This is a genomic window from Brucella sp. TWI432, assembly GCF_039674445.1.
Classification (GTDB): Bacteria; Pseudomonadota; Alphaproteobacteria; order Rhizobiales; family Rhizobiaceae; genus Brucella; species Brucella chromiisoli.
The window spans coordinates 21,703-35,432 of record NZ_JBDJNL010000019.1 but is presented as its reverse complement, the minus strand read 5'-3'; the positions used below and the strand labels follow the sequence as shown (position 1 = coordinate 35,432).

The following is a 13,730-nucleotide window of genomic DNA, read 5'->3' as shown; positions in this document are numbered from 1 at the left end:
GCCTGCGGAGTATGTTTCCTATGCGATTGGGCTTCTTGCGGTATGGGAGAGGGTATCGCCATGGTGTTGGCAACCGAGCAACAGGAAGCCAAAATCATGCGTGTCGTGCTTGCCAACCGGTATTTTTATCCCGATCAATCTGCGACAAGCCGAATGGTGACAAGTCTTGCGCATGAACTGGTGCGCGAAGGTGTTCAGACGACGGTTCTTGCCAGCCGCAGCTATCACGATAAAAGCAAAGAGACATTGCCCGCACGTGAAGCGATAGACGGTATCGATGTGCACAGGATCTGGACGTCGGGTTTTGGCCGCAAAAAGCTTATGGGACGTGCGGTCGATTACGCGACATTCCACCTCTCCGCGGCCGCATGGTTTGCGACCCACGCCAAAAAAGATGATCTTTGCGTGGTCTGCACAGACCCGCCTTTGCTTTCGGTATCAGCGGCGCTGCCGATCCGGTTTCGCAGCGCACATCTTGTCAATTGGGTTATGGACCTGTTTCCGGAAACGGCCATTGAACTTGGGTTGATGAAACACAAGAGCGTGTCGGGCAGGCTCGCGGTTGCTTTGCGCAACTGGTCGATGCAGCAAGCAGCGCTAACGATCTGCCCGATTGAACGCATGGCGCGGTTTTTATCAGCCAAAGGCATTGCTCAAGAAAAGCTGGCCGTTGTTCATCACTGGGCCGACAAGAACGAAATCCTGCCGGTCCGTCGCGACGAAAATACATTGCGGCATGCATGGGGACTTCAAGACAAATTCGTGATTGGTTATTCGGGAAATTTTGGCCGGGCGCACGAGTTTGGCACTGTGCTCGATGCAGCAGAACAGCTTCAAACGATCCCTGATATTGCATTTCTGATGGTCGGCGAGGGGCAGCAACGCGGCTATGTCGAGCGCGAGGTGAAGCGGCGCGGATTAACCAATGTTATCATGAAGCCTTTCCAGCCCGTCGAGCAACTTTCAGAGAGCTTGAGCGCGGCGGATGTGCATCTTGTCTCGCTGAAACCCGCACTTGAACATTGCATTGTTCCCAGCAAGTTCTATGGCGTTTTAGCTGCCGCACGCCCAACGATTTTCATCGGTGATCCTGAGGGCGAAATAGCCAATGTCGTGCGTGATTTTCACTGCGGTCTGTCGCTCTGTCCGGGTGAGGTGGAGATGCTGGTAAGCGCGGTGCTGCTGCTGCGAAACTCGCAGATCAATCGCAACGCGATGGGCAACAATGCCCGTTATTTGATGGAGACGGCCTATTCAAGAGAGATCGGTGCGGCTGTCTGGCAGTCCGCTGTCGGGCGCATCGGCAAGAAAAGCGGGTTCACGGCGATGCCTGTTCTCGACCGCCCGTTTCACGCGGAGAAACTGTGATGGATGGCTCGTTTGTTGTCAGTCAACTCGGCGCGCGTATGCACTATGCTGTACCGCGCATTTTTGCCAGTCATCAGAAACTTGCGCATTTTTATACCGATATTTGCGCGCTTCAGGGGTGGCCGCGATTGTTAAATGGTCTGCCCTCATCGGTGTTGCCTGCATCGGTGCGACGGCTGATCGGGCGCACGCCGCAGGATATTCCGCAGGACAGGATGACGACCTTCCCAAGTTTCGGCCTGCATTCAGCGGTCCGCAGGCTTTCGCATCAGACCGGGCCACAATCCACCGCCAATGCGATCTGGGCAGGTGAAACATTTGGCAAACTGGTTGCAGCAAGCGGATTTCACGGAGCCAGTGGGGTCTATGCCTTTAGCGGTGAAGCCTATGAATTGTTAAGCGCTGCAAAAAAGCAGGGTCTCTATACGGCGGTCGAACAGATGATTGCTCCGCGTGGCGTTGTGGACCAACTGGCCTGCGAAGAAGAGATTTTAAACCCCGGCTGGCAGCTCTCAGTTGCGGATGACGTAAACGTCGATGCATTTGCTGCCAGAGAAAAGGCGGAATGGCAGATCGCGGATGCCGTGATTTGTCCTTCAAACTTTGTCGCAAAGCATGTCATTGAAGCGGGTTGTGCATGCGAGAAAGTGATTGTTGTGCCGTATGGGGTCGATGACCGTTTTTTGATCGGGCCGCGCCAGCGCGAACCGGGACCATTGCGGGTTTTGACAGTGGGCGCTGTGGGTTTGCGAAAAGGCTCGCCCTATGTGGGCGCGGTTGCACGAAAACTCATCGGGCAAGCGCAGTTTCGTATGGTGGGGCCCATCGATATTCAGCCGGCTGCACAGGAAAAGCTTGGCAATGTGGTTGAACTGACTGGCCCAATCCCGCGCAGCGAAATGCGAGCGCAATTTCAATGGGCCGATGTGTTTTTGTTGCCATCGCTGTGCGAGGGTTCGGCAACTGCCTGCTACGAGGCATTGGCTGCGGGGCTTCCGGTTATTTGTACTGAAAACACCGGCAGCGTCGTGCGCCATCGAACAGATGGGTACATTGTGCCTATCCGCGATGTTGATGAGACTGTCGAAATTCTGCGCGAGTTTTCGGACAGTCCCGCAACCCTCTCCAGAATGAGCGTCAATGCCCGTGAAAGAGCACGTGATTTTACGGTCGTTCGCTACGGCGAACGGCTGGTTGAAGCCTTATCTCACTATTCAGCAGGGGCTGCTTCATGAATATTGTGCATGTGATTGGGTCTTTTGATCCCGCCAAAGGCGGTCCGCAGGCCGTTGTCGTGCGTCTGGCTGCGGCGCAAGCCGCGCTCGGACATGAGGTAACGATTGTCAGCTATAGCGACGACGAGGTGAATTACCGTGCATCGAAGGCGACCGCTACGATCCCTGACTTTGTAAAGGTGCGGACATTTCTGCTGCCCATGCCGGATATTCGGGAAAAATTGCTGGGGAGCCGCGCATCAAAGGCGCTGACGGCGCTTATATGCGCAGCAGATTTTGTGCATATGCATGGCGTTTGGGAAACCAACTTATTGAGAGCCGCGATGCTTTGTCGGCGTTATGCGGTGGCTTATTGCATATGCTGTTGCGGGATGCTCGATCTATGGAGTATGCAGCAAAAATCATGGAAGAAGCAGCTCGCCTTAAAGCTTGGTTTTCGCAAAATGCTCAATGGTGCAGCCTTCATTCACGCACTTAATCAGGACGAAATCGACCTGATGCGGCCATTGGGATTGAGGCCGCCCGCAATCATTATTCCAAACGGCATATTCCTCAATGAAGTTGAGGGCGGTGAAGGCGACAGGGCTGGAATGCCTGATCGGCCTTTTGTGCTTTTTCTGTCCCGATTGCATTATAAGAAAGGTCTCGACATTCTGGCTGATGCTTTTCGTCAGATCGCGCCTTTGTTTCCTGAAGTTGACCTCGTGGTTGCAGGACCCAATGGCGGTGCGGAATCTGAATTTCGCCAAAGCATTGCTCAGGCCGGTCTTGAAAATCGCGTGCATGTGACCGGTGGACTTTACGGTCCGGCAAAGATTGCAGCACTGAAAAATGCTGCCTGTTTTTGTCTCCCCAGCCGTCAGGAAGGGTTTAGCGTCGCGATTACCGAAGCGCTCGCCTGTGGCGTGCCGGTAGTCATTACCGAGGCCTGTCATTTCCCGGAAGTCGCGCAAGCAGGCGCTGGTGTTGTGTGTAATCTTTCCGCTCACGATGTTGCAGCCGGGTTGATTGCGATCCTTGAAAATCGAGATCTTGCGGGCGCGATGGGCGCTGCTGGCAGCCGTCTGGTGCGTGAGAATTATACCTGGCCGCGCATTGCCCTTCAGACCATTGATGCCTATCAAAACTGTAAAGTTCCCAACAAAGGGAGCGTTTCCGGTTTGGGCAGGCTTAACTCAGTTGCATCTGCATAAGTTTTATCTCTTTGTTTTCCCCATCATCTCACGCAAAGCCGCTTCGTACTTTTGCTGGAATGCTTTAACTGGCTGACTTCCGCCGTGCACGGATTGGCTTTGCGGGATTGCCGGCATAAACCATCCATGGTTCCATATCGCGGAAGCTGACTGCCCTTGCACCCAAAACAGCACCTTCACCCACTGTTACACCCGGTCCGACGAAAGCTTCGGCGGCAATCCATGCGCAAGCCCCAATCACAATGGGAGAGGCGGTCAGCGGAAAGCCGTGCTGATCGATGTTGTGTCCTGCTGTGCAAAGATGTGCGCGTTGCGAAACAATGGCATAGGGCGCAAGCGTGACGGGCGCAACATTGTAACAAAGTGCCCCCGGTCCAAGCGAAGAATGTGCATCCATCACCAGATTTTTAGGCCACCAGATGCGGACGCTGCCGCGCACAATAGCTGTTTTGTGGATGGAGGCGCCAAAAGCGCGCAATATTGCCCCGCGCCAACGCCAGAGAAAAGAAGGCGTCCATGCTGCCAGCATAAGCCATGTCACCTGCCAGCAGAGGCGCTGCAAACGGTGGTTGAGCGTGAAAGTCGCTCCTCCCTCCATGGGGCGGGAAGATTCCTTGCGACCGCTTATCGTGATGTGGCTGTCTGATCGCGATGCAATGGACATTGATTTCATCCTTTACATGAATTGCGGAACTGTCGGAGTGTGTTGCAAAGCGGTTGGCAGGCTTACCGAGCGGTTGTGTATGCGGCAAAGCCATAAAACCGGAATGAGGAAGATCGCCATATGAATCCATACCGGAATAACCCAGTCTGTCTGATGTGAAATGGCATGCATAGCTGGCACAATGGACAGCATGTAGATCAATTGCCCCAGCATTTCGTCCGCCATTGCGGTTTCCCAGAGCCGTCTCATGACCCAGGCCAGAAGCAAAAATTTAAACGCGCCAAAATACCAGAAGGATGCAAAGGCATCGACCAGGCCTGTTTCAGTGGTGCCGGTGAGTGGATTATAATCGCGGCTCGGTTTGGGCGTGTCGAACTGGAGCGCTTCTTTCAGTTTTGCGCCGACAAGCTGTGCGGGAACAAACGTAAAAATCACGCGGTTCCAGTGAAATTTGCCATAATCGAATTCAAGCCGCCGGTCGATTTCGTCGATGCGCTGCACCGCATTGCGCATTTCGAGACCACCACGCTCCAGCGTCTCGGTAAAGTTAGCCGCATAGTCGATCTGCATGATGTCATCGAGAACGAAGCCCGAGGCCGCACGCGTAATCTGGCGATAATCGCCCATGCTTGTCATCAAAAACGTACCTGCGAGAATCCCCAGCGCCATCAGAATGCGCGGCACGACCAGTCGATGGTAGAACCAGAAAGGCAGCAATATCATCAGCAGAAGCTGAATCGCTTCGGCGCGCTTGCCGGTTACAAGAATGCGGTCAAGATAGAAGATGAGATCGAAAATGATGATGGCGAGAGCAAGCCATGAAGGGCGGCGTGCAAAGCAAAGCAGGGCGATTGCAAGGCCATAGGGCATGAGCTGCGCAAAGAAGAGATAAACAACCGGCATACCCGTCATTTGCATTCCGATGGATATATCGCCGGGGAGGCGGCTTAACAGGAAATAGAAGACAGCCCCGAAGGCCGACAGCAGCACGGCGGCCCATATCAGCCGCCGCTCGCTAAAACTCATACGAAGCATCCCGATGGGGCGGTTTGTCATGCGCCAGCCCAGAGCCAGCATTAAAAGCGACAGTATGCCCATGAGCATGGTTTTGGCATAAGCGCCCGATGGCAAAAATGGATCGTACATTAGTGCCGGGATCTGCGGCAACAGGAAGCCGAAAGTCATTACGCCTGCCAGAAACGGAAACTGATACATGCGTTCTGCTTTAAACAGCAGACCGCCTGCCAGAAACCATGCGACCAGCCCGACAAAAATCCATGTAAGCGATATGTTCATCCGCTGCTCCCGGAGAGCGCACAGGGATTGGAAGCGTTGAACGAGGTCGCGTCCGCCACAAGGTCTGAAAGATAAATGCGGCCAGAGGCTAAGTACCAGCCAAGTTTTACATATTCTTTTGCGATAAGCTCCATATCAGCAGAGGTGGTCGGAAAACCGACTTGCCTGCCATCGCCGCCAACAGGGGCCGAGCTGAAATGCATTTGCGGGCAGACGGCGCGAAAACTCGCGATGGCCCGGCGCGAATGATACCAGTTTGTAACGATAAGGGCCTTTTTTGCGTGTATATCACGCATGACGCGTGCTGAATAAAAGGCATTCTGCCAGGTGCTTCCCGAACGGCATTCGATAAAAATCGCCGAAGGGTTCACGCCATCGCGCACCATGATCTGCTTGTTGAAGAGACAGTCACCATCGCCGGTGATCAGAATATAGGGAGAACGGCCTTCTTTCCAAAGTCTTGCTGCCTGTGCGGCGCGTGGCGGGCCATCGCCGCCGGGTACAACAATGACATCTGCCCGGCTGCCGTCATCCTGCAATGTCAGCAAAGGTTCTGCATAGAACATTGCAGCAAGCCCGAACAGAACGGCACAAGGAAAGACAATGAGCAGCATCATACCATACGCCGTTCCGGTTCATTGCTCTCAGCACCATGCCGGGCGGGCGTTTCTGCCCTCACACGCAAGAGGTTGCGCCGCTGCTCCTCCATCTTGATGATGATCATAAACTCATACGCCGCGAGAAGCCTGCAATAGAGATAACCCGGCTTTCCATCGAGAAACCCGCGCCGCACCAGGTACATATAAAGAAAGCGCAGTGAGGGCCGGAAAGGCATGTGATAAGAGAGCGATTTTAGGGCGCGCCGACGCCGTTCCGGCGTGCTTGATAATAAACCGCCCCAATCAATCTTGCGCTCAAGCAGGCGATTGGATGATAGATCAGCCTCTGCCGATGAATAGCGATTATGCTTGTCGTACCAGGCCTCAAGCCCCTTGTTAAAACTGTAGTGGATGAAATGAGCCTGCAACGCGCCTTCCGGGCCGCCGCTGGCGCGTGAATGCACCGAGCGCTCGAAACGCACACGATCCGGGCGCACCAAGCGCGTAATCCATGTTGGATAAAGACTTGCGTGCTTGATCCAGCGTCCCATGAACATGTTTTTGTAACGCGCCTTGAAAAAGACCTCTGGTCGCGTCGGATCGGATGCGATCGCCAGCATCTCGTCGCGTAAATCTATGGGTGTTATTTCGTCTGCATCGGGTGTGTAGACCCAACTATGTTTGAACTGGATTTCGGTAAGACCATACATGCGCTGCCGGTCTTCCGTGTCATAGCATCGTTGAAAAACCCGCGCGCCTGCGGCTTCTGCAATTTCCACTGTGCGGTCGTCACTGAATGAATCAAGCACGACAATATCATCGCACCAGTCAAGTGAGGCGAGACAAGCAGGCAGATTGGCCTCTTCGTTCAATGTCATGATGAGAACGGAAACACTCATGAAGTTGCCTCTGGGAAAGTGATGTTGGCTTTTGCTGGCGGGGCGGCTTCCACCGCAATGGGGCGCAGCGTTCTGTTGGTGCGAAGCACGAATGCACTATGCGCAATGGTTGGCAGAATGAGCGCTACGAGCATTGACCATGCCGGTATTTCAAAACGTATGGCTGCATAGGCTGCGGCACCGGCACAAAAGTTGAGCGCCATGATAGCCATTGCGCTCTGGCTGTCGGAAAAGCCGTTATCAAGAAGAAGGTGGTGCAGATGCTGCCGGTCTGGAGAAAACGGACTTCTGTGTGCCGCAAGCCGCCGCACGATGAGGCTGAGCGTATCGATGACCGGCACAATGACCACCCATATCAGGATCGGAAAGGCAGTGGCTGCGTGCATGTCGGAAAGGATGAGGATTATACCGGCAAGGGCCGCGCCCAGAAACGTGCTGCCGCCATCGCCCAGAAAGAGACTGGCTTTTGCGCGCCATGAATGACGCATGTTGAAAACAAGGAAGCCGATACAAGCTGCCGAAAGCGCTAAGCTCTGCACTCCGATGCGGTTTTCCGTAATGCTGAAGCTGATCACGGCAAGCCAGAAAAAAGCAGCCGCACTTGCAGATCCTGCCAGGCCATCCACACCGTCGCTCATATTGACCGCATTGACGACACCAACCACAAAAGCAAGTACCAGAACCACGAAGAGTGGTCCTGTGAGAACCTGCGTCGCTACGGCGTCCATGACACCGGAAGAAAAGCCGAGATGGACTTGTGTCAGCCCAGCCATGCCGATCATCATGAAAGCGGCCAGCACCTGTATTGCAAGGCGGGGTGCAACAGGCAGGTTAAACTTGTCATCCAGCACGCCGGTTACAAGGATCAGAAAAAGGCCGGGCAGCAAGAAACTGGCATTGGCTGATCCCGTCATGGCGGGTGTCAGAAAAGCGGCCGCTGAAAATGACAGGAAAATTGCAATTCCGCCGCACAGCGGAACGTGACCGTCATGTGTTTTACGCGTGTTCGGGATATCGATGAGATGCCATTCGCGCGCTAACCCGCGAAATCCCAGACAGAATGCAACCGATAAAGCAAAAGCCAGAAGCGTGATCCAGAAAAGGCTGATCATGTTTCCTCCCAAGCACATGCAAAATTAACACGAAGTCAATTTTTAACGGCTCAGACGGGCACCGGCGACTTGGCTATAAAGTGCTGCCCATACTCCTTTCAGGTAAGGGTTAACACCAAGGGCCACATTTCCCATGGGCTGCAAATGTCTATTCTTGTGCCATGCAGTAAAGCGGCCTTCGCTGCTTTTGCGCCGTCCGGGGGGATAGAGTGTTTTGAAAACAAACCCACAGATCAGCATAAAGCCCTGTAACAGGAGCATGTCATGAGTGGACGCCGCCGGGGCATTCTCATGGCAGCCCTCGAACAATATGCAGGCCTGCTGTTTAACTTTCTGACGGTGATTGCTGTTTCCCGCTTTTTAGGTCCTGCGCAAACGGGTGCTGGTGTTGTGGGCCTGAGTATCGGCGCGATCGTCTTTTCTTTTCGCGAATTTGCCAGCCCCGAATTTCTTATCCGCATCGACAAGGTTCGGGATCACGACATCAGAACCTCGATGACTTTTTTGATGATGGTCACGCTTGTTTTGTCAGCGGGGCTTTATCTGGCGCGGGAATATCTTGCCGCGTTTTATCATGAGCCATCGCTTTTGCTTTTCCTTGACATCACAATCCTTGCCGCGCTGGTCGAAAGTCTGTCATTGCCTTTGGTGGCGCTGTTGCGCCGCGAAATGGCATTTGGAAGACTTGCCCGTATTCGCACTGCCGGATCAGGATTTGGCGCTGCCGTCACCATTGCGATGGCCGCTCTTGGCTTCGGGCATATGTGTTTTGCATTCGGCTTGCTCGCCAGCGCATTGATGACAACTGGTCTTGCCATGGCAATCTATCCGCCAGCACACCTGCTGCGTCCCTCCCTTGCAAGCATCCATACGGCGTGGCGTTTCGGCATTTATCTGGGTGGCAATGCGGGTTTGAACAAAATCTGCGAAACCTTCCCGCAGCTCATGCTTGGACGATTCATGCCGATCGCATCGGTTGGTATTTATAATCGCGCCAATACATTGAGCGGATTGCCGGATCGCATCTTTCTGTCCGCGGTGTTTACCGTGGCGTTTCCGATGCTTTCGGCACATGTGCGCGCAGGCGGCGATGTCAGCCGTGCCTATGTCCGCGCTTTGTCCTATATTTCTGTGGTCTATTGGCCTGCACAGGTTTTGCTCGCACTTCTGGCTTATCCGGCGGTGCAAATTATTCTGGGATCGGGCTGGACGGAAGCAGCGCTGATTGTTTCCATCACAAGTCTTGCAAGCCTGTTCTGGTTTCCGGTTATTCTGACATATCCGCTTCTGATGGCGCTTGGTGCCAACCGTGAAGCGTTTGTATCCAATCTTATCTCCAGATTGGTTGCGACAACAATTTTATGCCTCGCCGCATTCCATGGATTGTTGGCTGTGGCATTAAGCCAGTTCATCAGCCTGCCATTTCAGATGGTTGTTGCTGTTGTTTATGTGCGAAAACATGCGCCCTTCTCCTATCATGTTCTGGGAAAAGAACTGATGAAAAGCGCACTGGTGACGATATTGGCCTTGTCTGGCCCGCTGCTTCTGGTCGCAATGGATGGGTTTAGTCTTGAAATGCACTGGTCAAGGGCGCTGGCTATGGGCGTCACTGCGCTCGCAAGCTGGTTTCTGGCATTGTTTGTGGCACGCCATCCTTTCAAGGAGGAAGTGGTGCCGGTTTTGCGCTGGCTGCTTGGAAGATTTGCAAGCCGTTTCAGCGCGTCAAGACACCTTTCTGAACCTGCAGAGTGAGCCGTTGATGAGCAATCTTCCAACGATTGATGTCGTCATACCAAGCTATAATTATGCACGTTACCTCACGGCATGCAGCAACAGCGTGTTGTCTCAAACCGGCGTTGATTTGCGACTCTTGATTATTGACAACGCATCCGAGGATGACAGTGCAGATTTGGCCCGCGATCTGGCGGCGCATGATACGCGGGTCGACCTGCTGTTGCGGTCAAAAAATGTCGGGCCGCATGCCTCCTTCAATGCTGGGATTGATTGGGCGCGGTCTGATTATTTCCTGATTTTGTGTGCAGATGATCTGCTTGTTCCCGGCGCGTTGGCGCGTGCAGTCTCTATGCTTGAGCAATATCCTGACATTCATCTCGCGCACGGCGCGATTGAGAAAATCTCGGAAAACGAGAAACCGCCGCACAGACTTCCACATATTGGCAAGGGAAACTGGAATATATGCTCAGGCGCCGATTTCATCACGTTCGCCTGTAAACATGCTTTTAATCCGGTTTATGGTCCAACGGCTGTGGTGCGAACGTCAGCGCAAAAAGAGGCTGGCTATTATCGCCCTAAACTCCCACACACAGATGATCTTGAAATGTGGTTGCGGCTGGCTTTGCTGGGTGGCGTGGCCTCAACTGACAGCGTGCAAGCCTATGTGCGTGTTCACTCCAAAAACCAGTCTGCAAATGTTGCTGGCATTATGCATTGGAACAATGAGTTTGAAGACGCTTTTCGCTCATTTTTTGAAAATGAGGGTATGACCTTCCCCCAGGCGGCGCGGAATTTTATGGCTGCTCGGGATTGCCTGACAAAGCGGGCTTATTGGTCGGCATTGTCCAGTCTGGTCAGGGGAGAGAAGGGGGGCGCATCGCTCATGGCTTGCGCGTTAAAACGTCATCCGTCGATGGCCGTTATGCCGCCTTTTGACTATCTGTTCCAGCGTCGGCAGCGACGTTCACAATTTGCGCACCTGAAGCAGATCGACGCGTAACATCTCTTCCTGATCGGCCAGCTGCTCACGGTAAAGCTTCACACCGTCTTTGACCGTTTTTGCAAGCTCTTCCCTGCGGCTGAACATAGTATCGATCTGGGTGAGCAATGTCTGCGGATGAAAATTTTCAATGTGATGGCAGAACTCGCGTAAGCCCGTGTCAATCAAAAGCGCGTCGTTTTTGCGTGCATAGCCGATTGAAATTGCAGGCCTTCCCATGGCGAGCGCGCAAACGATATTGTGGTATCGGCTGGCCACGACGATGTCGGTTTTGGCAATCTGCTGCATCAGATCATGCAGCGAAGCGACCGGCTCAAAAATGACTTTCTGTGCAGTGGCTGGCGGAAGGCGCTGTAAAAGATCATGAACGGCCTGGAGATCGCCTTTGTCGCCGGTGAGTAAGCGCACCTGTCTCCCATCAAGCAAGAGTTCGCTGATCAGTTGGGTCATCTTGTTGAGATAGTGATCGTAAATCGCCTCCCCATGGCGGGCGTGTTTTTTCCAGCCCTTATAGGTCATGACGCCCAGCCCGACGCGCTGGTCGGCATAGTTGCGCAATTCATCTTCCGGTGTCGGCAGCGAAAAAGCGATGTCGGCGCTGATACGGTCTTTACCGGTGCTCACACCCAGCGATTTCATGAAATCATAGGAAACCTGATCGCGATAGGACCGATAGGTTGCCATTTTGGATGCTCTGCGAAGGAACCATCGGCTCAAAGAATGTGTGACGGGACCAGCGCCGATTGAGACAAAAGCAAAGCGTGTGCCTGCAAGTTTTGCCGCGACAGACCAACGCAAAACCGCAAAAGGCCAGCCAAAGGGATTTTCGTTAAAGTCATCAAGGATACCCGTTCCGGGAACGATGATCAGATCCATGCCGCTCGCAAGTGAAATGGCTGCGAAAAATCCGCTCAGGCGGCGCGGCAGCTGTAACAGAGCTTTATTGAGCACCCGAAAGAACGCGTTGTCTGATGCAGGCTGGCCGACCGGAAAAGCCTCAATCTGAAACTTTTCTTCAATAATGTCCGGTCTTGAGCAGATGCATATGAATTGCGCACCGGGGCAGTTGCGTTTCAACAGCTGCAGCATCGCTTCAAGCGATCCGTCATTGCCGGTGTTGCCGGAGCCGAACTGACCGAAAAGACCTATTTTCATAAAAAGTGTCTCCAGCTTCCTTTTGAAATTAAGCCTGTATGCGATTTTGCGAAAACTGGCAGAAGGGTGAAGCCCATCCTCTTATGTATGAAGCGATGTACCCCTCATAGACACACTGCGTCATCGTGGAATTTCGCTACACTGTGAAGCGGTATATCAAACGCCCCCCGATATGCCGGAGTGAGGCTTCGAGGGATTTGTTCCCTCGAAGTCTTCAACCAGGGGCAAGGGTGACGATCGTGAAATGTGCTTACTTTGTCCGTCCCCATATCGGCGGGACATACTCGGTATTTACGCGACTGAGCGCGTCGCTCAGACAGGCGGGTGTTGAACTGCGCTGGCTGGCAGCAGGAAGTGCCGGAGAGACGATGAGTTTTCCTTCTGCCGATCAGGGCCTGAGTGATGCCTTGCGCAAAGGCGATGCGATAGACCGCATGGGCGTTCTTGATGAGGAAACCCGGGCCAGACGCATGATCGCTTTTTTGTGCGATAACAATTTCAAGGCTGTTTTTGTCAACGTCTTGTCCAGTCGCTTTGAAACCAATCTTGTGCGTTATCTACCCGATGATATTCTGCGCGTGATGATCGTGCATAATATTACGCCCGGTACTTATGCCGCCGCACGCGAAATCCGCGATCATGTTCATGCAACAGTGGGTGTATCCAGACGTTGCCGCGATGATCTGGTCAACCATTATGGTTTTGATCCTGCGCGAACGCTGGTAATTCCGCATGGGCTTAACAGGACGGTTCATAAGCCAAATCGCCGTATCCATAGCGATCATTCCGAGCCATTGCGTTTGCTTTATCTCGGTCGCATTGAGGATAATTCAAAAGGCGTCTTCTGGTTGCCCCATATTCTGCGCGAACTCAAATGCGACACGGATCTGACAGTGGCAGGTGACGGTCCTGATCTTGCAGAGTTACGCCATCGGCTTAAGAGTTTTGGCGATAAGGTTCGCTTTACAGGTTGGGTTGTGCCATCCGATGTGCCACGGCTTGCCAGCCAGCATGACGTGATGGTGATGCCATCGCGGTTTGAGGGTTTTGGACTTACGTTGATTGAAGCGATGAGCGAAGGCTGTCCCGCTGTCGTTTCGCACATCGCGGGTGTCACTGATGGTATCGTGGCAGACGGAGAAGACGGATTTTTGTTTCCCGTTGGTGATTTTAGAGCTGCGGCGCGCCATATTGATCATCTTGCAGAGAACAGCGCGTTACGCGCCAGAATGGCAGAGGCCGCGCGCTTAAAAGTGGCGGACGCCTTCGACAATGATGTGGTGGGACGCACTTATGCCGGGCTTTTAGAAAATCTGGTGCAGAGGCCCCCAGCCATTGCACCCGCTTTACCGCTGTCACAATGGAAAATGCCCACCGCATTGCATTCAAGCCTGCGCAGCCGACTGCCCAAGCCCGTCAAGAACTGGCTCAGGCAGATGAGAGAACGCCTGAATACCGCACGCCCAGCAGTTTAA

The 13,730-nt window shown here is 53.5% G+C and carries 12 protein-coding genes; 6 read left to right on the top strand and 6 right to left on the bottom strand.

Annotated features, from left to right (window positions below; genetic code table 11):
• Window positions 1-96 precede the first annotated feature (96 nt).
• Genes ABE527_RS18170 through ABE527_RS18160 form a run of 3 tightly spaced genes read left to right on the top strand, consistent with a single transcriptional unit; the run spans window position 97 to window position 3,796 of the window.
• Window positions 97-1,368, top strand: a complete 1,272-nt coding sequence (locus tag ABE527_RS18170) for a glycosyltransferase family 4 protein (protein ID WP_499697835.1) — start codon at window positions 97-99, stop codon at window positions 1,366-1,368.
• Window positions 1,368-2,603, top strand: coding sequence for a glycosyltransferase family 4 protein (locus ABE527_RS18165; RefSeq protein WP_499697821.1), 1,236 nt, complete (start codon window positions 1,368-1,370; stop codon window positions 2,601-2,603). Before ABE527_RS18170 ends, ABE527_RS18165 begins: the two co-directional genes overlap by 1 nt.
• Window positions 2,600-3,796: a glycosyltransferase gene (locus ABE527_RS18160; protein ID WP_499697820.1), complete on the top strand. Its 1,197-nt coding sequence runs from the start codon at window positions 2,600-2,602 to the stop codon at window positions 3,794-3,796. Before ABE527_RS18165 ends, ABE527_RS18160 begins: the two co-directional genes overlap by 4 nt.
• Before the next feature lie 64 nt (window positions 3,797-3,860).
• Here the strand turns inward: ABE527_RS18160 and ABE527_RS18155 are convergent, their stop codons facing one another.
• Genes ABE527_RS18155 through ABE527_RS18135 form a run of 5 tightly spaced genes read right to left on the bottom strand, consistent with a single transcriptional unit; the run spans window position 3,861 to window position 8,366 of the window.
• Window positions 3,861-4,460, bottom strand: a complete 600-nt coding sequence (locus ABE527_RS18155) for an LbetaH domain-containing protein (RefSeq protein ID WP_499697819.1) — start codon at window positions 4,458-4,460, stop codon at window positions 3,861-3,863.
• 12 nt (window positions 4,461-4,472) lie between these two features.
• Window positions 4,473-5,756: a hypothetical protein gene (locus ABE527_RS18150; RefSeq protein WP_499697818.1), complete on the bottom strand. Its 1,284-nt coding sequence runs from the start codon at window positions 5,754-5,756 to the stop codon at window positions 4,473-4,475.
• Window positions 5,753-6,370: a YdcF family protein gene (locus ABE527_RS18145; protein ID WP_499697834.1), complete on the bottom strand. Its 618-nt coding sequence runs from the start codon at window positions 6,368-6,370 to the stop codon at window positions 5,753-5,755. The genes ABE527_RS18150 and ABE527_RS18145 overlap by 4 nt, the downstream gene beginning before the upstream one ends.
• Window positions 6,370-7,254 carry a glycosyltransferase family 2 protein gene (locus ABE527_RS18140; protein ID WP_499697817.1) on the bottom strand — a complete coding sequence of 295 codons (885 nt, stop codon included), beginning with the start codon at window positions 7,252-7,254 and terminating at the stop codon, window positions 6,370-6,372. The genes ABE527_RS18145 and ABE527_RS18140 overlap by 1 nt, the downstream gene beginning before the upstream one ends.
• Window positions 7,251-8,366 carry an MraY family glycosyltransferase gene (locus ABE527_RS18135; protein ID WP_499697816.1) on the bottom strand — a complete coding sequence of 372 codons (1,116 nt, stop codon included), beginning with the start codon at window positions 8,364-8,366 and terminating at the stop codon, window positions 7,251-7,253. The genes ABE527_RS18140 and ABE527_RS18135 overlap by 4 nt, the downstream gene beginning before the upstream one ends.
• 264 nt (window positions 8,367-8,630) lie before the next feature.
• Between ABE527_RS18135 and ABE527_RS18130 the strand changes: the two genes are divergently transcribed.
• Together ABE527_RS18130 and ABE527_RS18125 are read left to right on the top strand one after the other, a co-directional pair.
• A complete protein-coding gene (locus ABE527_RS18130) occupies window positions 8,631-10,118 on the top strand; it encodes an oligosaccharide flippase family protein (RefSeq protein WP_499697815.1) in 1,488 nt (495 codons plus the stop codon).
• A gap of 7 nt (window positions 10,119-10,125) precedes the next feature.
• Window positions 10,126-11,100 (top strand): glycosyltransferase family 2 protein, encoded by a 975-nt coding sequence (locus tag ABE527_RS18125; protein WP_499697814.1) that lies wholly within the window; start codon window positions 10,126-10,128, stop codon window positions 11,098-11,100.
• On the opposite strand, the gene ABE527_RS18120 is transcribed toward ABE527_RS18125, so the two are convergent.
• Complete coding sequence (locus ABE527_RS18120; protein WP_499697813.1) at window positions 11,065-12,255, bottom strand: polysaccharide pyruvyl transferase family protein; 1,191 nt, start codon at window positions 12,253-12,255, stop codon at window positions 11,065-11,067. The two genes, ABE527_RS18125 and ABE527_RS18120, sit on opposite strands and share 36 nt — an antisense overlap.
• Window positions 12,256-12,494: 239 nt before the next feature.
• Between ABE527_RS18120 and ABE527_RS18115 the strand changes: the two genes are divergently transcribed.
• On the top strand, window positions 12,495-13,730 hold the full coding sequence (locus ABE527_RS18115; RefSeq protein WP_499697833.1) for a glycosyltransferase family 4 protein: 1,236 nt from the start codon (window positions 12,495-12,497) through the stop codon (window positions 13,728-13,730).

Bases quoted from the DNA above. Each gene is read 5' to 3' on its own strand.
- ABE527_RS18170 (WP_499697835.1), top strand. From the start codon at position 97: ATGCGTGTCGTGCTTGCCAACCGGTATTTTTATCCCGATCAATCTGCG.
- ABE527_RS18165 (WP_499697821.1), top strand. From the start codon at position 1,368: ATGGATGGCTCGTTTGTTGTCAGTCAACTCGGCGCGCGTATGCACTAT.
- ABE527_RS18160 (WP_499697820.1), top strand. From the start codon at position 2,600: ATGAATATTGTGCATGTGATTGGGTCTTTTGATCCCGCCAAAGGCGGT.
- ABE527_RS18155 (WP_499697819.1), bottom strand. From the start codon at position 4,460: ATGTCCATTGCATCGCGATCAGACAGCCACATCACGATAAGCGGTCGC.
- ABE527_RS18150 (WP_499697818.1), bottom strand. From the start codon at position 5,756: ATGAACATATCGCTTACATGGATTTTTGTCGGGCTGGTCGCATGGTTT.
- ABE527_RS18145 (WP_499697834.1), bottom strand. From the start codon at position 6,370: ATGCTGCTCATTGTCTTTCCTTGTGCCGTTCTGTTCGGGCTTGCTGCA.
- ABE527_RS18140 (WP_499697817.1), bottom strand. From the start codon at position 7,254: ATGAGTGTTTCCGTTCTCATCATGACATTGAACGAAGAGGCCAATCTG.
- ABE527_RS18135 (WP_499697816.1), bottom strand. From the start codon at position 8,366: ATGATCAGCCTTTTCTGGATCACGCTTCTGGCTTTTGCTTTATCGGTT.
- ABE527_RS18130 (WP_499697815.1), top strand. From the start codon at position 8,631: ATGAGTGGACGCCGCCGGGGCATTCTCATGGCAGCCCTCGAACAATAT.
- ABE527_RS18125 (WP_499697814.1), top strand. From the start codon at position 10,126: ATGAGCAATCTTCCAACGATTGATGTCGTCATACCAAGCTATAATTAT.
- ABE527_RS18120 (WP_499697813.1), bottom strand. From the start codon at position 12,255: ATGAAAATAGGTCTTTTCGGTCAGTTCGGCTCCGGCAACACCGGCAAT.